Origin of the sequence: Streptomyces sp. NPDC051909 (genome assembly GCF_040681095.1) — a bacterium.
GTDB lineage: Bacteria > Actinomycetota > Actinomycetes > Streptomycetales > Streptomycetaceae > Streptomyces.
Map to the genome: position 1 here is coordinate 195,930 of NZ_JBFAYA010000006.1, position 20,387 is coordinate 216,316.

15 protein-coding genes are annotated in these 20,387 nt (G+C 72.3%); 10 read left to right on the top strand and 5 right to left on the bottom strand.

Annotated elements, in window-relative coordinates; genetic code table 11:
* Positions 1–54: 54 nt before the first annotated feature.
* The 5 genes from AB0M18_RS12120 to AB0M18_RS12140 all read left to right on the top strand — a co-directional run bounded on the left by AB0M18_RS12120 (position 55) and on the right by AB0M18_RS12140 (position 6,937).
* Positions 55–1,206, top strand: coding sequence for a Gfo/Idh/MocA family oxidoreductase (locus tag AB0M18_RS12120; RefSeq protein ID WP_365756757.1), 1,152 nt, complete (start codon positions 55–57; stop codon positions 1,204–1,206).
* On the top strand, positions 1,203–2,354 hold the full coding sequence (locus AB0M18_RS12125) for a dihydrodipicolinate synthase family protein (protein WP_365756758.1): 1,152 nt from the start codon (positions 1,203–1,205) through the stop codon (positions 2,352–2,354). Before AB0M18_RS12120 ends, AB0M18_RS12125 begins: the two co-directional genes overlap by 4 nt.
* On the top strand, positions 2,351–3,154 hold the full coding sequence (locus AB0M18_RS12130) for a sugar phosphate isomerase/epimerase family protein (protein WP_365756759.1): 804 nt from the start codon (positions 2,351–2,353) through the stop codon (positions 3,152–3,154). The genes AB0M18_RS12125 and AB0M18_RS12130 overlap by 4 nt, the downstream gene beginning before the upstream one ends.
* A gap of 99 nt (positions 3,155–3,253) precedes the next feature.
* Positions 3,254–5,467: an ATP-dependent RecD-like DNA helicase gene (locus AB0M18_RS12135; protein WP_365756990.1), complete on the top strand. Its 2,214-nt coding sequence runs from the start codon at positions 3,254–3,256 to the stop codon at positions 5,465–5,467.
* Positions 5,468–5,647: 180 nt separating this feature from the next.
* Positions 5,648–6,937 carry a citrate synthase gene (locus AB0M18_RS12140; protein WP_265862607.1) on the top strand — a complete coding sequence of 430 codons (1,290 nt, stop codon included), beginning with the start codon at positions 5,648–5,650 and terminating at the stop codon, positions 6,935–6,937.
* A gap of 391 nt (positions 6,938–7,328) precedes the next feature.
* Here AB0M18_RS12140 and AB0M18_RS12145 read toward each other — a convergent pair whose 3' ends face one another.
* From AB0M18_RS12145 to AB0M18_RS12155, 3 genes are all read right to left on the bottom strand, one after another.
* On the bottom strand, positions 7,329–9,590 hold the full coding sequence (locus AB0M18_RS12145; RefSeq protein ID WP_365756760.1) for a heavy metal translocating P-type ATPase: 2,262 nt from the start codon (positions 9,588–9,590) through the stop codon (positions 7,329–7,331).
* A gap of 143 nt (positions 9,591–9,733) precedes the next feature.
* Positions 9,734–10,048, bottom strand: coding sequence for a heavy-metal-associated domain-containing protein (locus AB0M18_RS12150; protein WP_365756761.1), 315 nt, complete (start codon positions 10,046–10,048; stop codon positions 9,734–9,736).
* Between the two features lie 80 nt (positions 10,049–10,128).
* Positions 10,129–10,797: a TetR/AcrR family transcriptional regulator gene (locus AB0M18_RS12155; protein ID WP_365756762.1), complete on the bottom strand. Its 669-nt coding sequence runs from the start codon at positions 10,795–10,797 to the stop codon at positions 10,129–10,131.
* Between the two features lie 153 nt (positions 10,798–10,950).
* On the opposite strand from AB0M18_RS12155, the gene AB0M18_RS12160 reads away from it, so the two are divergent.
* A complete protein-coding gene (locus AB0M18_RS12160) occupies positions 10,951–13,212 on the top strand; it encodes an MMPL family transporter (protein ID WP_365756763.1) in 2,262 nt (753 codons plus the stop codon).
* Positions 13,213–13,306: 94 nt separating this feature from the next.
* Here AB0M18_RS12160 and AB0M18_RS12165 read toward each other — a convergent pair whose 3' ends face one another.
* Both AB0M18_RS12165 and AB0M18_RS12170 read right to left on the bottom strand, forming a co-directional pair.
* Positions 13,307–13,504: a MarR family transcriptional regulator gene (locus tag AB0M18_RS12165; RefSeq protein ID WP_365756765.1), complete on the bottom strand. Its 198-nt coding sequence runs from the start codon at positions 13,502–13,504 to the stop codon at positions 13,307–13,309.
* A 229-nt stretch (positions 13,505–13,733) separates the two neighbouring features.
* Positions 13,734–14,678 (bottom strand): sugar phosphate isomerase/epimerase, encoded by a 945-nt coding sequence (locus AB0M18_RS12170; protein ID WP_365756766.1) that lies wholly within the window; start codon positions 14,676–14,678, stop codon positions 13,734–13,736.
* A gap of 150 nt (positions 14,679–14,828) precedes the next feature.
* On the opposite strand from AB0M18_RS12170, the gene iolC reads away from it, so the two are divergent.
* From iolC to mmsA, 4 genes are all read left to right on the top strand, one after another.
* Positions 14,829–15,911 (top strand): 5-dehydro-2-deoxygluconokinase, encoded by a 1,083-nt coding sequence (gene iolC, locus AB0M18_RS12175; RefSeq protein WP_365756767.1) that lies wholly within the window; start codon positions 14,829–14,831, stop codon positions 15,909–15,911.
* A 177-nt stretch (positions 15,912–16,088) separates the two neighbouring features.
* The gene (gene iolB / locus AB0M18_RS12180) at positions 16,089–16,937 is read left to right on the top strand and encodes a 5-deoxy-glucuronate isomerase (protein ID WP_365756768.1); all 849 of its coding nucleotides are present in this window, start codon (positions 16,089–16,091) and stop codon (positions 16,935–16,937) included.
* Positions 16,892–18,814: a 3D-(3,5/4)-trihydroxycyclohexane-1,2-dione acylhydrolase (decyclizing) gene (gene iolD, locus AB0M18_RS12185; RefSeq protein ID WP_365756769.1), complete on the top strand. Its 1,923-nt coding sequence runs from the start codon at positions 16,892–16,894 to the stop codon at positions 18,812–18,814. The genes iolB and iolD overlap by 46 nt, the downstream gene beginning before the upstream one ends.
* Positions 18,815–18,836: 22 nt before the next feature.
* Positions 18,837–20,339 (top strand): CoA-acylating methylmalonate-semialdehyde dehydrogenase, encoded by a 1,503-nt coding sequence (mmsA, locus tag AB0M18_RS12190; protein ID WP_365756771.1) that lies wholly within the window; start codon positions 18,837–18,839, stop codon positions 20,337–20,339.
* Positions 20,340–20,387: the final 48 nt, after the last annotated feature.

Sequence of the window (20,387 nt, forward strand, 5' to 3'; positions counted from 1 at the left end):
AAAGCGCTTTCTGTCAGCCGTTTCCACCCCTCCGCCCCTCCGGGAGAAAGACTCGTGACACGCCGAACCGTCCGCATCGCCATGAACGGCGTCACCGGCCGCATGGGATACCGCCAGCACCTCGTCCGCTCGATCCTCGCCCTGCGCGAGCAGGGCGGACTCGACCTCGGCGACGGGCAGGTCCTGTGGCCGGAGCCGGTCCTGGTCGGCCGCCGCGAGCCCGCGCTGCGCGCGCTCGCCGAGCGGCACGGGCTGACCGAATGGTCCACCGACCTCGACGCCGTCCTCGCCGACGAGAGCATCGACATCTACTTCGACGCGCAGGTCACCTCCGCCCGCGTCGCGGCGCTGACCCGGGCCATCGCCGCCGGCAAGCACGTCTACACCGAGAAGCCCACCGCCGGTGACCTCGCCGGCGCCCTCGAACTCGCCCGCCTGGCCCAGGAGAAGGGCATCCGGCACGGCGTCGTCCAGGACAAGCTGTTCCTGCCGGGCCTGCGCAAGCTGAAGCGCCTGATCGACGGCGGCTTCTTCGGCGAGATCCTGTCCGTGCGCGGCGAGTTCGGCTACTGGGTCTTCGAAGGGGACTGGCAGGAGGCGCAGCGCCCCAGCTGGAACTACCGCGCGGAGGACGGCGGCGGCATCGTCGTCGACATGTTCCCGCACTGGGAGTACGTGCTCCACGAGCTGTTCGGCCGGGTCACCTCCGTCACCGCCGCCGTCGCCACCCATGTGCCGCGCCGCTGGGACGAGCGGGGCAAGCCGTACGAGGCGACGGCCGACGACGCCGCGTACGGCATCTTCCAGCTGGAGGGCGGCACGATCGCGCAGATCAACTCCTCCTGGGCGGTCCGGGTGCACCGCGACGAGCTGGTCGAGTTCCAGGTCGACGGGACGCACGGCTCCGCCGTCGCCGGGCTGCGCGGCTGCCGGATCCAGCACCGCGCCGCCACCCCCAAGCCGGTCTGGAACCCCGACATCCCGGCGACCGAGCCCTTCCGCGACCAGTGGCAGGAGGTCCCGGACAACGCCGAGTTCGACAACGGCTTCAAGGCGCAGTGGGAGCTGTTCCTGCGGCACGTCGTGCTCGGCGAGCCGTACCACTGGGACCTGCTCGCGGGCGCGCGCGGTGTGCAGCTCGCCGAGCTCGGCCTGCGCTCGGCGGCGGAGGGCCGCCGGATCGAGGTCCCGGAGGTGGCGCTGTGATCCTGCTGCCGCAGGCGGGCGGCGCCACGCGCGCGTACACCCCCCGTACCGAGCCCCTCGCGCTCGCCGGGGCCGGCCCACTGGCCTCCCGTACGGTCTTCTCCGCCGCGCACGTCGTCGCCGACCCGTACGCCGACACCACCCCCGACGGCCCCGCCGCCCTCGACTGGGACGCCACGCTCGCCTTCCGCCGCCATCTGTGGTCGCACGGGCTCGGCGTCGCCGAGGCGATGGACACCGCGCAGCGCGGCATGGGTCTGGACTGGGCGGGCGCGGCCGAGCTGATCCGCCGCAGCGCCGCCGAGGCGAAGGCGACGGGCGGGAGGATCGCGTGCGGGGTCGGCACCGACCAGCTCACCGGCCCGGCCTCCCTCGCGGAGATCCGGGCGGCGTACGAGGAACAGCTCGCCGTCGTCGAGGAGTCGGGCGCCCAGGCGATCGTGATGGCCTCCCGTGCCCTCGCGGCCACCGCGACCGGACCCGAGGACTACCTGGAGATCTACGGGCATCTGCTCCGCCAGGCCGCCGAGCCGGTGATCCTGCACTGGCTGGGGCCGATGTTCGACCCGGCCCTGGAGGGCTACTGGGGGTCGGCGGACCTGGACGCGGCGACGGAGGTGTTCGTGCGGGTCGTCGCCGCGCACCCGGACAAGGTCGACGGCATCAAGGTCTCGCTGCTCGACGCGGGCCGCGAGATCGCGCTCCGCCGCCGGCTGCCGGACGGGGTCCGCTGCTACACGGGCGACGACTTCCACTACCCCGAACTGATCGCGGGGGACAGCCGTGGTTTCAGCCATGCGCTGCTCGGCATCTTCGACCCGCTGGGTCCGCTGGCGGCGGAGGCGGTCCGGGTGCTCGACACGGGCGACACGACCGGGTTCCGCGCCCTGCTCGACCCGACGGTGGAGCTCTCCCGCCATCTCTTCCAGACGCCGACCCGCTTCTACAAGACGGGTGTCGTGTTCCTCGCCTGGCTGGCCGGCCACCAGGAGCACTTCACGATGGCCGGCGGCCTCCAGTCCGCCCGCTCCCTGCCGCACCTCGCCCGGGCGTACGAACTCGCCGACGGCCTCGGCCTGTTCCCCGACCCGGCGCGCGCGGAGTCCCGGATGCGCTCGCTCCTCACCGTGTACGGAGTCGCCCGGTGAACCTCGACCGCCTCGGCGTCAACCAGATGACGGTGAAGCAGCTCGCCCTCCCCGACCTCGTCCGGGAGTGCGTCCGGCTCGGCGTCCCGGGCGTGGGCCTGTGGCGCGAACCCGTCCAGGAGTACGGGGTCGAGGCCGCGGCCGACCTGGTGCGGGACGCGGGGCTCGCCGTCACCACCCTGTGCCGGGGCGGCTTCTTCACTGGCGACGGCTGGGAGGCGGAGAACCGCGCGGCGATCGACGAGGCCGTGGTCCTCGGCACGGACACGCTCGTCCTGGTGTCCGGCGGCCTCACCCCGGCCTGCCCGGACCTGCCCGCCGCCCGGGCCCGGATCGCCGAGGCGATCGGCGTGCTCGCCCCGTACGCGGGCGAGCGGGGCGTCCGCCTCGCCATCGAGCCCCTCCACCCGATGTACGCCTCCGACCGGTGCGCGGTCTCCACCCTGGACCAGGCCCTGGAGATCGCCGAGCGCTTCCCGGCCGACCAGGTGGGCGTCACCGTCGACACCTACCACCTGTGGTGGGACGACCGGGCCCCGGCCGCCGTGGCCCGCGCGGGCGCGGCCGGCCGCATCCACTCCTTCCAGCTCGCCGACTGGACCACCCCCCTCCCCGCCGGCGTCCTCAACGGCCGCGGCCAGCTCGGCACGGGCGCGATCGACCTCCCCGCCTGGGCCGCCCTGGTCGAGCAGGCGGGCTACACGGGCCCGGTGGAGGTCGAACTCTTCAACGACGCCCTGTGGGCGCGGGACGGCGTGGAAGTCCTGGAGGAGACGGTGGAGGCGTTCCTGGCGGTGTGAGTCCCGGGCGGGCGTTGTCCACAGGGCGTGCATCCGCGTTGTCCACAGGCCGCCCCCGTTGTCCGAGGGCTTCGCTACCTTCGGGGCATGTCCAGCGAAGTGCGCAGTCTCGCGGTGCTCGAAGGGGTCCTGGAGCGGATCACCTACGCGAACGAGGAGTCCGGGTACACGGTGGCGCGGGTCGACACCGGGCGGGGGTCCGGGGACCTGCTCACGGTGGTCGGGGCGCTGCTCGGCGCGCAGCCGGGGGAGTCGCTGCGGATGGAGGGGCGCTGGGGCTCGCACCCGCAGTACGGGCGGCAGTTCACCGTCGAGAACTACACGACGGTGCTGCCCGCCACCGTCCAGGGCATCCGGCGCTATCTCGGCTCGGGCCTCATCAAGGGCATCGGGCCGCGCATCGCCGAGCGCATCGTGGACCACTTCGGCACCGACACCCTCGACGTCATCGAGACGGAGCCGAAGCGTCTGATCGAGGTGCCGGGGCTCGGGCCGAAGCGCACCAAGCTGATCGGCGCGGCCTGGGAGGAGCAGAAGGCGATCAAGGAGGTGATGGTCTTCCTGCAGGGCGTCGGGGTGTCCACCTCCATCGCGGTGCGGATCTACAAGAAGTACGGGGACTCCTCGATCGGCGTCGTGAAGAACCAGCCGTACCGGCTGGCCGCCGACGTCTGGGGCATCGGCTTCCTCACCGCCGACCGGATCGCCCAGGCCGTCGGCATACCCCACGACAGCCCGGACCGGGTGCGGGCGGGCCTGCAGTACGCGCTGTCGCAGTCCACCGACCAGGGGCACTGCTTCCTGCCCGAGGAGCGCCTGATCTCCGACGCGGTGAAGCTGCTCCAGGTCGACACCGGCCTGGTCATCGAGTGCCTGGGCGAGCTCGCCGAGGACCCGGAGGGGGTCGTACGGGAGAAGGTGCCCGGCCCCGAGGGTCTGCCGGTCACCGGGGTGTTCCTGGTGCCGTTCCACCGGGCCGAGCTGTCCCTCGCCGGGCAGCTGCGCCGGCTGCTCGCCGCCGAGGAGGACCGGCTGCCCGCCTTCCGGGACGTCGCCTGGGACCGGGCGCTCGCCTGGCTGGCGGACCGCACCGGGGCCTCGCTCGCGCCGGAGCAGGAGGCGGCGGTCCGCCTCGCCCTGACCCGTAAGGTCGCGGTCCTCACCGGCGGACCGGGCTGCGGCAAGTCCTTCACCGTCCGTTCGATCGTGGAGCTGGCCCGTGCCAAGCGGGCCAAGGTGGTGCTCGCCGCGCCCACCGGCCGCGCCGCGAAACGCCTCGCGGAGCTGACCGGCGCCGAGGCCTCGACCGTGCACCGGCTCCTGGAGCTGAAGCCCGGCGGGGACGCCGCGTACGACCGGGACAAGCCGCTCGACGCCGACCTGGTCGTGGTCGACGAGGCCTCCATGCTGGACCTGCTCCTCGCGAACAAGCTGGTCAAGGCGGTGGCCCCGGGTGCCCATCTGCTGCTGGTCGGGGATGTGGACCAGCTTCCCTCGGTCGGCGCGGGGGAGGTGCTCGGCGATCTGCTCGCCCCGGGCAGCCCGGTGCCGGCGGTCCGGCTCACCCGGATCTTCCGGCAGGCCCAGCAGTCCGGAGTGGTCACCAACGCGCACCGGATCAACGCGGGAGAGTCGCCCGTCACCACCGGCCTGCCGGACTTCTTCCTCTTCGCCGAGGAGGAGACCGAGGACGCCGCCCGGGTCGCGGTGGAGGTCGCCGCCCGGCGGATTCCCGCCAGGTTCGGTCTGGACCCCCGGCGGGACGTCCAGGTCCTCGCGCCCATGCACCGGGGCCCGGCCGGGGCCGGCTCGCTCAACGGGCTGCTCCAGCAGGCGATCACCCCGGCCCGCCCCGACCTCCCGGAGAAGCGCTTCGGCGGCCGGGTCTTCCGGGTCGGCGACAAGGTCACCCAGATCCGCAACAACTACGAGAAGGGCGCCAACGGCGTCTTCAACGGCACCGTGGGCGTGGTCACCGCACTCGACCCCGTCGAGCAGCGGCTCGTCGTGCGCACCGACGAGGACGAGGAGGTGCCGTACGACTTCGACGAGCTGGACGAGCTGGCCCATGCCTACGCTGTGACCATCCACCGCTCGCAGGGCAGCGAGTATCCGGCAGTGGTGATTCCGGTCACCACCAGCGCCTGGATGATGCTCCAGCGCAATCTGCTCTACACGGCCGTGACCCGCGCCCGGAAGCTCGTGGTCCTGGTCGGCTCGCGCAGGGCCATCGCCCAGGCGGTGCGCACGGTTTCGGCCGGGCGCCGCTTCACCGCGCTCGCGCATCGGCTCGCAGGGGGCACGCTGGTGTGAAAGATCACGGAGGACTTCCGGAACCGGGGCGAAGGGGGCAGTATGTGCAGGTTGGGCGGCACTGAGTGCCGCCGAATGGCCCAATGAGCGACCCCGAGTGCACTCTCCACAGCCAAATGGGGGATGGTAGAGACAGTCAGGGCACCTCGAAGAAGAGGCACTACGTCGGTGAGGGATGACGTGAGCGACAACTCTGTAGTACTGCGGTACGCGGACGGTGAATACACCTACCCGGTGGTCGAGAGCACCGTCGGCGACAAGGGCTTCGACATCGGGAAGCTTCGAGCCCAGACCGGTCTGGTCACCCTGGACAGCGGATACGGCAACACCGCCGCCTACAAATCCGCCATCACCTACCTCGACGGTGAGCAGGGCATCCTCCGGTACCGCGGCTACCCCATCGAGCAGCTGGCCGAGCAGTCCACCTTCCTGGAGGTGGCGTACCTGCTGATCAACGGCGAGCTGCCGAAGGCGGACGAGCTCTCCGTGTTCCAGAACGAGATCACCCAGCACACGCTGGTCCACGAGGACGTCAAGAACTTCTTCCGGGGCTTCCCGCGCGACGCCCACCCGATGGCGATGCTGTCCTCCGTGGTCTCCGCGCTGTCCACCTTCTACCAGGACAGCCACAACCCGTTCGACGAGAAGCAGCGCCACCTGTCGACGATCCGGCTGCTCGCCAAGCTGCCGACGATCGCGGCCTACGCGTACAAGAAGTCGATCGGTCACCCGTTCGTCTACCCGCGTAACGACCTCGGCTACGTCGAGAACTTCCTGCGCATGACCTTCTCGGTCCCCGCCCAGGAGTACGACCTGGACCCGGTCGTGGTCTCGGCGCTCGACAAGCTGCTGATCCTGCACGCGGACCACGAGCAGAACTGCTCGACGTCCACCGTCCGCCTGGTCGGCTCCTCGCAGGCGAACATGTTCGCCTCGATCTCCGCCGGCATCTCGGCCCTGTGGGGCCCGCTGCACGGCGGCGCCAACCAGTCCGTCCTGGAGATGCTGGAAGGCATCCAGGCCAACGGCGGCGACGTCGACTCCTTCATCCGCAAGGTGAAGAACAAGGAGGACGGCGTCCGCCTGATGGGCTTCGGCCACCGGGTGTACAAGTCCTTCGACCCGCGCGCCAAGATCATCAAGGCGGCGGCGCACGACGTCCTGTCGGCCCTCGGCAAGTCCGACGAGCTGCTCGACATCGCGCTCAAGCTGGAGGAGCACGCGCTCTCCGACGACTACTTCGTTTCGCGCAACCTCTACCCGAACGTGGACTTCTACACGGGTCTCATCTACCGCGCGATGGGCTTCCCGACCGAGATGTTCACGGTCCTCTTCGCCCTCGGCCGCCTCCCGGGCTGGATCGCCCAGTGGCACGAGATGATCAAGGAGCCGGGTTCCCGCATCGGCCGCCCGCGCCAGATCTACACCGGCGAGGTCCTCCGCGACTTCGTCCCGGTCGAGTCCCGCTGACTCCCGGGCCACAAGCTGTAGGAAGCGGAAGCGCCCCGCCGCCGATCCCCCCACGGGTCGGCGGACGGGGCGCTTCCCATATCCCCGGTGCGGATTCCCCCCACGGGATCCGGGCCGGGCGTCTGCTCGCGCGGTCTGCCGGGGTACGTACGTACGGGAGGGCCGCTCAAAGCTCCCCGGTGCACGTGCCCCGGCCGCGCTTGCCTGGAGACGTCCCCCAAGACATCTCCATGAACGTCCCCCAAGACGTTCTCGGCATCGCCCACTTAGACTCGCGAACAGCCCAGATGGTTACCCCCCAATATCTGTGATCTAGATCTCTTTGTGAAGGTCCTGTGCGTCACGTGTAGGTGAATTCACGCGATCACACCCCGTACGGGCGCGGACGGGCTCAGCGGAAGCGGCGCAGCCGCAGGCTGTTGGTCACCACGAAGACCGAGGAGAAGGCCATCGCGAGCCCGGCGATCATGGGGTTGAGCAGCCCGGCCGCCGCCAGCGGCAGCGCCGCCACGTTGTAGCCGAAGGCCCAGCCCAGGTTCCCCTTGATCGTCGCCAGGGTGCGCCGGGAGAGCCGGATGGCGTCGGCCGCGACCCGCAGGTCGCCCCGTACCAGGGTCAGGTCGCTCGCCTCGATGGCGGCGTCCGTGCCGGTGCCCATCGCCAGGCCCAGATCGGCGGTGGCCAGGGCCGCCGCGTCGTTCACGCCGTCGCCCACCATGGCCACCGTCCGCCCCTCGGCCTGAAGCCGCCTGACGACGTCGACCTTGTCCTGCGGCAGCACCTCGGCGATCACCTCGTCGATGCCGACCTCCGCCGCCACCCGCTCCGCGACCGTCCGCGTGTCGCCGGTGAGCAGCACCGGCCGCAGCCCGAGGCCGCGCAGCGAGGCCACCGCCTCGGCGCTGGTCTCCTTCACCGCGTCGGCGACCGTCAGGGTGCCCCGGGCCCGCCCGTCCCAGGCGACGTGGACCACGCCGGGGGCGGCCCGGTCAGGGACCTCGATCTCCTCGGCGGCGAGCAGCGCGGCCCGCCCGACCAGGACCAGGTGCCCGTCCACCGAGCCGCGCACGCCGAGGCCGGGCACGTTCTCGAAGGACTTCGGTACGGGCAGCTCGCCGACCCGCGCGGCGGCGCCGGCCGCGACGGCGCGGGCGACCGGGTGCTCGGAGGAGTGCTCCAGGGCGCCCGCGAGCCGAAGCAGTTCGGCCTCGTCGGTGCGGTCGGCGCCGTAGGCGCCCCCGTACACGTGCACCCCGGTCAGTTCCATCCGGCCGGTGGTGACCGTGCCGGTCTTGTCGAGCACGACGGTGTCGACGCGGCGGGTGGACTCCAGGACCTCCGGGCCCTTGATGAGGATGCCGAGCTGCGCGCCGCGCCCGGTGCCGACCATGAGCGCGGTCGGGGTCGCGAGGCCGAGCGCGCACGGGCAGGCGATGATCAGCACGGCGACGGCGGCCGTGAAGGCGGCGGTCGTGTCGCTCGTGGTGAGCAGCCAGCCCACCAGGGTGCCGAGCGCGATGAGCAGCACCACGGGCACGAAGACGGCGGAGATCCGGTCGGCGAGCCGCTGCACCTCGGCCTTGCCGTTCTGGGCGTCCTCGACGAGCCTGGCCATCCGGGCCAGCTGGGTGTCGGCGCCGACCCGGGTGGCCTCGACGACCAGGCGGCCGGCGACGTTCACGCAGCCGCCGGTGACGCTGTCGCCGGGCAGCACGTCGACCGGGACGGACTCGCCGGTGAGCATCGAGGCGTCCACGGCGGAGGCGCCGTCGGTCACGGTGCCGTCGGTGGCGATCTTCTCCCCGGGGCGTACGACGAAGCGGTCGCCGACCGCGAGCGCGCCGACCGGGACCCGTACCTCGACCCCGCCCCGCAGGACGGCGACGTCCTTGGCGCCGAGCCGCAGCAGGGCGTGCAGCGCCGCGCCCGCCTTCCGCTTGGCGCGGGCCTCCAGCCAGCGGCCGAGCAGGATGAAGGTGATGACGCCGGCGGCGACCTCCAGATAGATCGTGGCGGAGGCGTGGTCGCGGGAGACGGTGAGGTCGAAGTCGTGGCGCATGCCGGGCATGCCGGCGTCGCCGAGGAAGAGCGCCCACAGCGACCAGCCGAAGGCGGCGAGGGTGCCGAGCGAGATCAGGGTGTCCATGGTGGCGGCGCCGTGCCGCAGATTGGTCCAGGCGGCCCGGTGGAAGGGCAGCCCGCCCCAGACGACCACGGGGGCGGCGAGGGTGAGCGAGAGCCACTGCCAGTCGTCGAACTGGAGGGCCGGGACCATGGAGAGCAGGACGACGGGGAGGGAGAGCACGGCGGAGACGGTGAGCCGCTGCCGCAGGGAGGCGAGTTCCGGGTCCTGATCGGGGATTCCGGAAGCCTCGGCCCCGGCTCGACCCTCCGGCTCCGGCTCCGGTTCCGGCTCGGGCTCCGGCGGCGGGGGCTCCTCGGCGGTGTAGCCGGTCTTGACGACCGTGGCGATCAGATCGGCGACCGGGACGTCCGCCGGGTGTTCGACGCGGGCCTTCTCGGTGGCGTAGTTGACGGTCGCCGTCACGCCCTCCATCCGGTTGAGCTTCTTCTCGACCCGGGCGGCACAGGAGGCGCAGGTCATGCCGCCGATCGTGAGCTCGGTGACGGTGGAGGTCGTGAGTGGTTCCATGGGTGGTTCCCAACGCGAGCAGGGCCGTACGAAGTCACCGTACGACCCTGCGGAAGTGCTGCGGAGGGCCGGTCGGCCCGGGCGGATCAGTTGGATCTGGTGGATCTGGTGGATCTGGTGGATCTGGTGGATCGGGTGTGGGCTCAGGCGAGGCCGACGAGCTCGTAGCCGGCCTCGTCGACGGCGGCGCGGACGGCCTCCTCGTCGAGCGGGGCGGTGGAGACGACGGTGACCTTGCCGGTGGCGGCGACGGCGGTGACCGAGGCCACGCCGGCGATCTCGGAGATCTCGCTCGACACCGCGCCCTCGCAGTGGCCGCAGGTCATGCCCTTGACCTCGTAGACGGTGGTGACGCCCTCGGCCTTGGCCGCGTCCGCCGCGCCGTCGTGACAGCCGCCCGTGGAGGAGCAGCAGGAGGCGGTCGCCTGGGGGAGTTCGGTCCGGGTCTCGGCGGTCATGGCGTTCTCCTCTTCGAGGGGCGGTGTACTCACCCCCACTGTACCCCTAGGGGGTATGAATTCAGGCGGGGGCTCGCGGGTCAGGGGGTCGGGGTCGCGGTGAGCCGCTGGTCCGTGAGGAGTGGGGCGAGGTAGCGCAGCAGGACCGTCTTCAGCTCGGTGATCACCGCTTCCCGCTCCTGGCCCTCGGGTGCGGCGAGGACGAGGGCGAGTCCCGCCTTCACGATGGCGAAGATCATGTCGGCCATCCGGGCCCGCTGGGCGGGCTCGCTGCCGGGCAGGTAGTGGGCGATCAGTTCGCCGACCCGGGCGAGGAGTGAGGCGTGCAGGGCGTCGTGCTCCTCGGCGATCCGGCCAGGGACCTCGGAGCCGTGCATGAGTGCGAGGAAGACCGGGTGCTGGCAGTTGAACTCGATCAGCGGGTCGAGGACGGCGTCCACGAGCTGGGGGATCGGTAGTCCCAGGTTCGCGGGAGTGAAGGCCTGGCCATGGGCTGCCCGCATCTCGGCGAGCAGCCGGTCGCCCAGCTCCAGGGCGATGGCCTCCTTGTTCGGGAAGTACTGGTAGAGCGTGCCGGGCGAGACGCTGGCCTCCCGCGCGATCGCGTTGGTGCTCGCGGCCGTGTAGCCCTTGGCGCAGAAGACGTTCGCGGCGGCCTGGAGCAGCTGGGTGATCCGGCGCTCGCCGCGGGCCTGGCGGCGGCGCGGCTTCGGTTCCTCGGGCGCGGCCCCGGGGGTCTCCTCGGACATGGCTGTCCACAGCCTCCCTCAACACGTTTGACAAACACGAGAGGTCGCTCGCATTCTTGAAAAACGCGAGCGATGTCTCGTGTTTGCCAGCCTATGGCAACGGGTCGACCCCTGCACGCGTCGCACGGGTCACGGTGAAGGGGACACCGCGTCATGGCCGAAGTCAAGAAAGCCCTGCCCACAGGGGGTGGGCCCGGTCGCTGGACACGACTGGTGACGGCCCGGCCCCGGCTGTCACTGCTCGTCGCCCTCGTGCTCACCGCGCTCGCGGTGCTGGCCGGCGGCGGGGTCGCGGACCGGATGGGCAGCGGCGGCTGGGAGGACCCGGACGCCGAGTCCACCCGGGCCATCCAGGTCCTTGAGCGGGAGTTCCCCGCCTCCCAGCCCAATGTGCTGCTTCTGGTCGACGCGGGATCCGCCGGGGTCGACGCCCCCGCGGTCGTCGCCGAGGCCAAGCGGCTCGCCGAGCGGCTCGACGCCCAGGAAGGCGTCGACGGCGTCGGCTCCTACTGGCAGACCGGCTCCCCGGCACTGCGCTCGGAGGACGGCCGGCAGGGCGTCATCGCCGCCCGCATCGACGGCGAGGAGAAGGCCGCCGGGAAGATCCTGGAGCGCCTCGCCCCCGAGTTCCGCGGTCAGCACGGACCCGTCGAGGTCTCCGTCGGCGGCCCGCTCGCCGTCCGCCACGAGATGCAGACGATCATCCAGGAGGACCTGCTCAGGGCGGAGATGATCGCCCTGCCCATCACCCTCGTCCTGCTCGTCATGGTCTTCGGCAGCGCCGTCGCCGCCGTGCTCCCGCTCGGCATCGGGATCGTCGCCATCCTCGGCACCAACGCCGTGCTGCGCGGCATCACCGAGTTCACCGACGTCTCCGTCTTCGCCCAGAACCTCACCACCGCCCTCGGCCTCGGACTCGCCATCGACTACGCCCTGTTCGTGGTCCGGCGCTTCCGTGAGGAACTGTCCGGCGGCGCCGACACCCGCACCGCCGTCGCCACCACCCTGCGCACCGCCGGACGGACCGTGCTCTTCTCCGCCCTCACCGTCGCCGTCTCGCTGGCCGCGATGCTGGTCTTCCCGCAGTACTTCCTGCGCTCCTTCGCCTACGCGGGCATCGCCGTCGTCCTGCTCGCCGCCGCAGCCGCCCTGGTCCTGCTGCCGGCCGCGCTGCTACTGCTCGGCGACCGGGTCAACGCCCTGGACCTGCGCCGGGTCTTCCGGCGGCGGGGCGCTGCCGACGCCGGGCGCGCGGAGGGCGCCGGATGGGGGCGGGCGGCCGCCCTCGTCATGCGGCGGGCGCCGTGGTTCGCCGTCGCCACCGCCACCGGCCTCGTGCTGCTCGGACTGCCCTTCCTCGGCGTGAAGTTCGGCACCGCCGACGACCGCCAGCTGCCCGCCGCCGCGGAGTCCCGGGTCGTGCAGGAGCAGCTCCGCGAGAGCTTCCCCGGCAACCCCGGCGGCGCGCTCACCGTGCTCGCCGAGGGCCCGGCCACCGCCGCCCAGTACGAGGGCTACCGCACCCGGATCGAGGCCCTCGACGGTGTCGCCCGGGTCGACGGGCCGGTCACCGCCGTCACCGCGGGCACCGCCGCTGCCGGTGCGCGGACCCACGCCTACTACACCGTCGTCCCCGAGGGCGAGGGAGTCGGCGCCGGAGCCCAGCGGGTGGTCGGCGAACTGCGCGCCGAGAAGGCCCCCTTCGCCACCTCCGTCACCGGCGCCGCGGCCGTCTTGGTCGACTCCAAGGACGCCATCGGCGAGCGCCTGCCCTGGGCCGCCGCCATCATCGCGATCGTCACCCTGGTCCTGGTCTTCCTGCTCACCGGCAGCGTCGTCGTCCCGGTCCAGGCCGTCGTGCTCAACGCCCTCAGCCTCACCGCCATGTTCGGTGCGGTCGTCTGGGTCTTCCAGGAGGGGCACCTCTCCGGGTTCCTCGGCTTCACCTCCACCGGCGACATCGAGACCACCCTGCCCGTCCTGATGTTCTGCGTGGCCTTCGGACTCTCCATGGACTACGGGGTGTTCCTGCTCTCCCGGATCAAGGAGGAGTACGACGCCACCGGCGACCACGAGGGCGCCGTCCGGCACGGACTGCGCCGTACCGGCGGGCTGATCACCGCGGCGGCCGTCATCCTGGCCGTCGTCATGGTCGCCATCGGCACCAGCCGGGTCACCAACACCAAGATGCTCGGCCTCGGTGTGGCCCTGGCCGTCCTCATGGACGCCATGGTGGTGCGCAGCCTGCTCGTGCCGTCCGTGATGAAACTGACCGGCCGCTTCACCTGGTGGGCGCCCGCGCCGCTGCGCCGGCTCCACGCCCGCTTCGGCATCAGCGAGGGCGGCATACCCGGGGCGCCCGCCCCGGCGGCGGGCGCCGCGCGCGAGCCCGAGAAGGAGGCCGTCGCCGGATGACCGAGGCCCCGCACCGCGCGGGTGCGCGGTGCGGGGCCTGGGACATGGGGCCGCCTCGGGGCCCGCGGGGGCGGGTGGGGGATCTGGCGCCGGTTCAGTCCCGGCGGCTCCGGTTCCCGGGCCGGTTCGCGACCCAGGCGCGGATGGTGTCCGGGTGCCAGTAGGGCTTGCCCGAGTCCACGTGGTCGGGCACGGGCAGCAGCCCGTGCTTCCGATAGGAGCGGACCGTGTCCGGCTGCACCTTGATGTGCGCGGCGATGTCCTTGTACGACCAGAGTCTTCTGTCCGTCATGGCGTGGCACCTCTCCTGCGTGTCCGGCAGGGCGGCGGGGGCGCCGTCGGGGGAGCTGCCGGACGTCACTGGTGATCACTCGTGTCCCGTGATCACTGAGCCTGTGCCCGGTCAACGGCCCCTTCCGACGGGAGGAGAGCGCCTGTCGAACGCCTGTGACGGAAAACCCGCGTAATGGAGATATGCGTGACGAAGGAGCGACGGACGTAACGAAAGTGACGCAGGATCATCAGACGCCACAGGAGCGGAGGAAGCGCCGGGTGCGTTCCGCGATGGGGTAGGGGGTGTCGGGTTCGCAGGGGTACATGTCCTGCTCGACGATGGCGAACAGGTCCACGTCCAGGGCCCGCGCCGCGTCGAGCACGGGCTCCAGGGCCGGCACCCCGGCCGGCGGCTCGCACATCACGCCCTGGGCCACCGCCGGGCCGAAAGGCAGCTCCTCGGCCACCACCCGGGCGAGCACCGCCGGGTCGACCTGCTTGAGATGGAGGTAGCCGATGCGTTCGCCGTAGGTCTCGATCAGCTTCACGCTGTCGCCGCCGCAGTAGGCGTAGTGCCCGGTGTCCAGGCACAGCGCCACCAGATCCGGATCGGTGGCGTCGAGGAGGCGGGTGACGTTCTCCTCGCTGTCGAGGTGGGTGTCGGCGTGCGGATGGACCACGATCCGCAGCCCGTACCGCTCCCGCACCTCGTGGCCGAGGCGCTCGGTCAGACCGGTCAGCTGCCGCCACTGCTCGGCCGTCAGAGCGCGGTCCTCCAGGACCTCGCCGGTGCGGTCGTCGCGCCAGAAGGAGGGGATCACCACCAGATGTTCCGCACCCATGGCCTGGGCGAGCGCCGCGTTCTCGGCGACATGGGCCCAGGTCCGCTCCCACACGGCCGGCCCGTGGTGGAGCCCGGTGAACACGGTCGCCGCCGAGACCCGCAGCCCCCGGCTGCCCGTCTCCTCGGCGAGCAGCCCCGGATCGGTCGGCAGATAGCCGTACGGACCGAGCTCGATCCACTCGTAACCGGCGCCCGCCACCTCGTCCAGGAACCGCTGCCACGCCACCTGCCGGGGATCGTCGGGGAACCACACCCCCCACGAGTCCGGGGCGGAGCCGACCCGGATCCGGGACGGCCGAGGGGAGGCTGACGGGGACGGCGAGGACTGCCGAGGTGACGGATTCGTCATGAATGCCACCTTGGGGCGGACTCCGGAGGGCGTCAAGACGGCGTCCGACAGTACGTCCGGATATCAGGACATGTCGTTGACACGCCCCAGGGCCGTGGATAGACCTGAGGGCGTGGGCCCACCAGGGCCGAGGCGAGAGGTGACGTGCCGATGACGGCGGAACCGGAGCACCGGCGGGACGGCCGGCCCGACGGCCCGACCACGTACGGACCGATCGCGCACGGCCCGACCACGCACGAGCCGGATGTGCACGACCCGATCGTCTACGACCTGATCACGATGGGCCGCCTCGGTGTGGACCTCTACCCGCTGCAGAGCGGGGTGGAGCTGGCGCGGGTGGAGACCTTCGGGAAGTTCCTGGGCGGCTCCCCGGCCAATGTGGCCGTCGCCGCCGCGCGGCTCGGCTGCCGCACCGCGCTGATCAGCCGGACCGGGGCCGACCCGTTCGGGGAGTACCTGCGCCGGGAGCTGCGGGCCTTCGGGGTCGACGAGCGGTGGGTCACCGAGGTCGCCGCGTACCCCACCCCCGTCACCTTCTGCGAGATCTTCCCGCCCGACCACTTCCCGATCCACTTCTACCGCCGCCCCAAGGCCCCCGACCTGGAGATCCACCCCCACGAGCTGGACCTTCCGGCGCTCCGGGCGGCCCGCGCCCTGTGGGTCACCGGGACCGGCCTGAGCGCCGAGCCGAGCCGCTCCGCGACCCTCGCCGCGCTGCGCGAGCGGGCGGCCGGACCCGGCGCGCTCACCGTCCTCGACCTCGACTGGCGCCCGGCCCTCTGGGACGCCCCCGACGAGGCCGGACCGCTGTACGCGGAGGCGCTGCGGCACGCGACGGTCGCCGTCGGCAACCTCGACGAGTGCGAGGTCGCCACCGGCGAGCGCGAGCCGTACGCCGCCGCCCGTGCGCTGCTCGCCGCCGGCGTCCGGCTCGCCGTCGTCAAACAGGGCCCCAAGGGCGTCCTCGCGCTCGCCGCCGACGGCACCACCGCCGAGGTTCCGCCGCTGCCCGTGGAGGTGGTCAACGGCCTCGGCGCCGGTGACGCCTTCGGCGGCGCGCTCGCCCACGGGCTGCTCGCCGGCCTCGACCTGGAGCAGGTGCTGCGCCGGGCCAACGCGGCGGGCGCCATCGTGGCCGGCCGGCTCGCCTGCTCGCCCGCCATGCCGTACGCCGAGGAGATCGACCTGGCCCTCGACACCGGCGACGCCTCGATCCCGGAGCGCCCCCGATGACCCGGACCCGGATGACCCGGACCCGGATGACCCGGACCCGGATGACCGGGACTCCGATGACCCGGACCCCGGTGATCCCGCGCCTGATGACCGGGCGCCCGACGCCCGTACCCGAGCCGCCGCCCGTACCCCCGATGACCCGACTTCCGGTGACCGGGCGCCCCGGCGGGTAGGCACATGACCATGGACTCCACGCTCTCCCTCCACGTCCCCGCCGGCTCGGCCGCCCGCGGCCCGTACGACGTCGACATCGACCCCGAGCGCGCCGGCTGGGCGCACAGCTCGTTGCGGGTGCTCGACCTGCCGCCCGGCGGGACCCACGAGTTCGAGACGGGGAACAGCGAATGGGTGGTGCTTCCACTGTCCGGGGGCGGTACGGTGCGCGTCGACGGGGAAATCCTCGAACTCGTGGGCCGGGAGAGCCCGTTCGACGGGGTCTCGGACTTCGCCTACGTACCGAGGGACGCCCATGCCCAGATCGCCTCCGGCGCGGGAGGCCGCTTCGCTTTGGCAGGAGCGAAGTGCGAGCGACGACTCCCCGCACGCTACGGCCCCGCGCCGGAGGTTCCCGTCGAGACCCGCGGCAGCGGCAACCGCACCCGCGAGGTGCGCAACTTCGCCGCGGCCGGCGCCTTCGCCTGCGACCGGCTGATCGCTGTCGAGGTGATCACCCCCGGCGGCAACTGGTCCTCCTACCCGCCGCACAAGCACGACGAGCACCACCCCGGCACGGAGTCCGTCCTGGAGGAGATCTACTACTACGAGGTGTCCGCGCCACCCGGCAGCCCGCACGGCGCCCCGCCCGGCTACGCCTACCAGCGGATCACCCCCTCCCGCCCCGGCGGTGCCGAACTCCTCGCCGAGGTGCGCACCGGCGACGCCGTCCTCGTCCCCGACGGCTGGCACGGCCCGTCGATCGCCCAGCCCGGGCACCCGCTCTACTACCTCAACGTCATGGCCGGACCCGGCCCCGAGCGGGAATGGCGGATCAGCTTCCACCCCGACCACACGGAGGGATACAAGTGACCCGCCTGACCGTCGCCCAGGCCCTGGTGCGCTTCCTCGCCGCCCAGCACACCGAGCGCGACGGCGTGCGGCAGCGGCTCGTCACCGCCACCTGGGGCATCTTCGGCCACGGCAACGTCGCCGGGATCGGCCAGGCGCTCGTCGAGCACGCCGACCTCATGCCGTACCACCAGGGACGCAACGAACAGGCCATGGTGCACGCGGCCGTCGGCTACGCCCGCCAGTCCCGCCGGCTCCGGACGCACGCCGTCACCACCTCCATCGGCCCCGGCGCCACCAACCTCGTCACCGGCGCCGCGCTCGCCACGATCAACCGGATCCCCGTCCTCCTGCTCCCCGGCGACACCTTCGCCACCCGCCCCGCGGACCCCGTGCTCCAGCAGCTCGAAGTGCCGTACGCGGGCGAGGTCTCCGTCAACGACTGTCTGCGCCCGGTGTCGAGGTACTTCGACCGGATCACCCGCCCCGAGGCGCTGATCCCGGCCGCGCTCGCCGCCGTACGGGTGCTCACGGACCCGGCCGAGACCGGCGCCGTCACCCTCGCGCTGCCGCAGGACGTGCAGGCGGAGGCGTACGACTGGCCGGAGGAGTTCCTCGCCGAGCGGACCTGGACGGTGCGCCGGCCCCGCCCGGACGCCGCCGAGCTCGACGCCGCCGTCCAGGCGCTCAGGACCGCCCGACGGCCCATGATCATCGCCGGCGGCGGGGTGAAGTACAGCGCCGCCGAGGACGCCCTGCGCACCCTCGCCCGGCGGGCCGACCTGCCCGTCGCCACCACCCAGGCCGGCAAGGGCGTGCTGCCCTGGGACCACCCCTGCGACGTCGGCGGCATCGGCCACACCGGCACCGGTACCGCCAACGCGCTGGCCCGCACCAGCGACCTGGTCCTCGCCGTCGGCACCCGCCACACCGACTTCACCACCGCATCGGGCACCCTCTTCCGCCCCGACACGCGGATCGTCAACCTCAACATCACCGGCTTCGACGCCCACAAGCAGGCCGCGCTGCCGCTCGTCGCCGACGCCCGCGCCGGACTCGAAGCCCTCACCGAAGCCCTCACCGAGGCACTCGGCGGACCTCGGCAAGGCCATCTGCAGGATGCGGCGCAGTGGACCTTCTCCAAGCAGGACTGGCAGGAGCGCACCGACGCCGCCTACGCCGCGCCCGACCCGCGCGCCCGCCCCACCCAGACCCAGGTCCTCGGCGCACTCGACACCCTGGTCACCGGGGACGACATCCTGATCAACGCGGCCGGCTCGCTCCCCGGCGACCTCCACAAGCTGTGGCGGACCCGTTCCGTCGACCAGTACCACGTCGAATACGGCTACTCCTGCATGGGATACGAGATCCCGGCGGCCGTCGGCGTCTCCCTCGCCGCGCCCGGCCGGCCGGTGTGGGCGCTCGTCGGCGACGGTACGTATCTGATGAACCCCACCGAAATCGTCACCGCCGTGCAGCAACGGCTGCCGATCAAGGTGGTGATCCTCGACAACCACGGCTACGCCTCGATCGGCGGCCTGTCGGAGGCGGTCGGAGCCGAGCGCTTCGGCACCGACTACCGCTTCCGGGCGGAGGACGGGAGCTTCACCGGGGAGGCCCTGCCCGTCGACCTGGCCGCCAACGCCGCCTCCCTCGGCATGCGGGTGCTGCGCGCCCGCACCGTACGTGACCTGCGGGAAGCCCTCGCAGACGCCCGGGAGGCCACGGTTCCCACATGTGTCTACGTGGAGACCGAAACGGACGACAGTGTGTCGGGCCCGCCCCCCGCCCAGGCGTGGTGGGATGTGCCCGTGGCCGCGACCTCGACCCGCCCGTCGGCGGTCAAGGCCCGCGAGGAGTACGACCGGCACGTCACCGCCCGACGCCGCCACCTGTAGCAGCCAGAAGGAGCATTCCGTCATGACGAAGACCGTCAACCACTGGATCGGTGGCAAGAGCGTCGAGGGCACGTCGGGCAACTGGGGCCCGGTCACCGACCCCGCCACCGGCGCCGTCACCACCCAGGTCGCGCTCGCCTCCGCCGACGAGGTCGACACGGCGGTCGCCGCCGCCAAGGCCGCGTACGCCACCTGGGGCACCTCCTCGCTGGCCCAGCGCACCACGATCCTGTTCCGCTTCCGCGCGCTCCTCGACGCCAACCGCGACGCCATCGCCGAGCTGATCGTCGCCGAGCACGGCAAGGTGCACTCGGACGCGCTCGGCGAGGTCGCCCGCGGCCTGGAGATCGTCGACCTGGCCTGCGGCATCACCACCCAGCTCAAGGGCGAGCTGTCCACCCAGGTCTCCAGCCGGGTCGACGTGGCCGCCATCCGCCAGCCGGTCGGCGTCGTCGCCGGCATCACCCCGTTCAACTTCCCGGCGATGGTGCCGATGTGGATGTTCCCGCTGGCCATCGCCTGCGGCAACACCTTCGTCCTCAAGCCCAGCGAGAAGGACCCGTCGGCCTCCCTCAAGATCGCCGAACTGCTCGCCGAGGCCGGCCTGCCGGACGGCGTCTTCAACGTCGTGCACGGCGACAAGGTGGCCGTCGACCGCCTCCTGGAGCACCCGGACGTCGCCGCGGTCTCCTTCGTCGGCTCCACCCCGATCGCCCGCCACATCCACACCACCGCCTCCTCCCACGGCAAGCGCGTCCAGGCGCTCGGCGGCGCCAAGAACCACATGCTGGTGCTGCCCGACGCCGACCTCGACGCCGCCGCCGACGCGGCCGTCTCCGCGGCGTACGGCTCCGCCGGCGAGCGCTGCATGGCGATCTCCGCGGTCGTCGCGGTCGGCTCCATCGGCGACGAGCTGGTCGACAAGATCCGCGAGCGCGCCGAGAAGATCAAGATCGGCCCCGGCAACGACCCGACCTCCGAGATGGGCCCGCTCATCACCGCCGTCCACCGCGACAAGGTCGCCTCCTACGTGCACGGCGCGGCGGCCGAGGGCTGCGAGGTCGTCCTCGACGGCACCGGCTACACGGTCGAGGGCCACGAGAACGGCCACTGGATCGGCCTCTCCCTCCTCGACCACGTCCCCACCACGGCCAAGGCCTACCAGGACGAGATCTTCGGCCCGGTCCTCTGCGTCCTGCGCGCCGACACCTACGAGGAGGGCGTCGCCCTCATCAACGCCTCCCCGTTCGGCAACGGCGTCGCCATCTTCACCCGCGACGGCGGCGCCGCCCGCCGCTTCCAGCTGGAGATCGAGGCCGGCATGGTCGGCGTCAACGTCCCGATCCCGGTCCCGGTGGGCTACCACTCCTTCGGCGGCTGGAAGGACTCCCTCTTCGGCGACCACCACATCTACGGCAACGACGGCGTCCACTTCTACACCCGCGGCAAGGTCGTCACCACCCGGTGGCCGGACCCCTCCGAGGCCCCGACCGGCGTCGACCTGGGCTTCCCCCGCAACCACTGACCACCCCGCACCCACACGCCGCCGGGCGGGCACCCCCGAAGGGGCACC

Excerpts from the sequence above, each read along its gene's own strand:
- AB0M18_RS12145 (WP_365756760.1), bottom strand. The coding sequence starts at position 9,590 with ATGGAACCACTCACGACCTCCACCGTCACCGAGCTCACGATCGGCGGC.
- AB0M18_RS12150 (WP_365756761.1), bottom strand. The coding sequence starts at position 10,048 with ATGACCGCCGAGACCCGGACCGAACTCCCCCAGGCGACCGCCTCCTGC.
- AB0M18_RS12155 (WP_365756762.1), bottom strand. The coding sequence starts at position 10,797 with ATGTCCGAGGAGACCCCCGGGGCCGCGCCCGAGGAACCGAAGCCGCGC.
- AB0M18_RS12160 (WP_365756763.1), top strand. The coding sequence starts at position 10,951 with ATGGCCGAAGTCAAGAAAGCCCTGCCCACAGGGGGTGGGCCCGGTCGC.
- AB0M18_RS12165 (WP_365756765.1), bottom strand. The coding sequence starts at position 13,504 with ATGACGGACAGAAGACTCTGGTCGTACAAGGACATCGCCGCGCACATC.
- AB0M18_RS12170 (WP_365756766.1), bottom strand. The coding sequence starts at position 14,678 with ATGACGAATCCGTCACCTCGGCAGTCCTCGCCGTCCCCGTCAGCCTCC.
- iolC (WP_365756767.1), top strand. The coding sequence starts at position 14,829 with ATGACGGCGGAACCGGAGCACCGGCGGGACGGCCGGCCCGACGGCCCG.
- iolB (WP_365756768.1), top strand. The coding sequence starts at position 16,089 with ATGACCATGGACTCCACGCTCTCCCTCCACGTCCCCGCCGGCTCGGCC.
- iolD (WP_365756769.1), top strand. The coding sequence starts at position 16,892 with ATGGCGGATCAGCTTCCACCCCGACCACACGGAGGGATACAAGTGACC.
- mmsA (WP_365756771.1), top strand. The coding sequence starts at position 18,837 with ATGACGAAGACCGTCAACCACTGGATCGGTGGCAAGAGCGTCGAGGGC.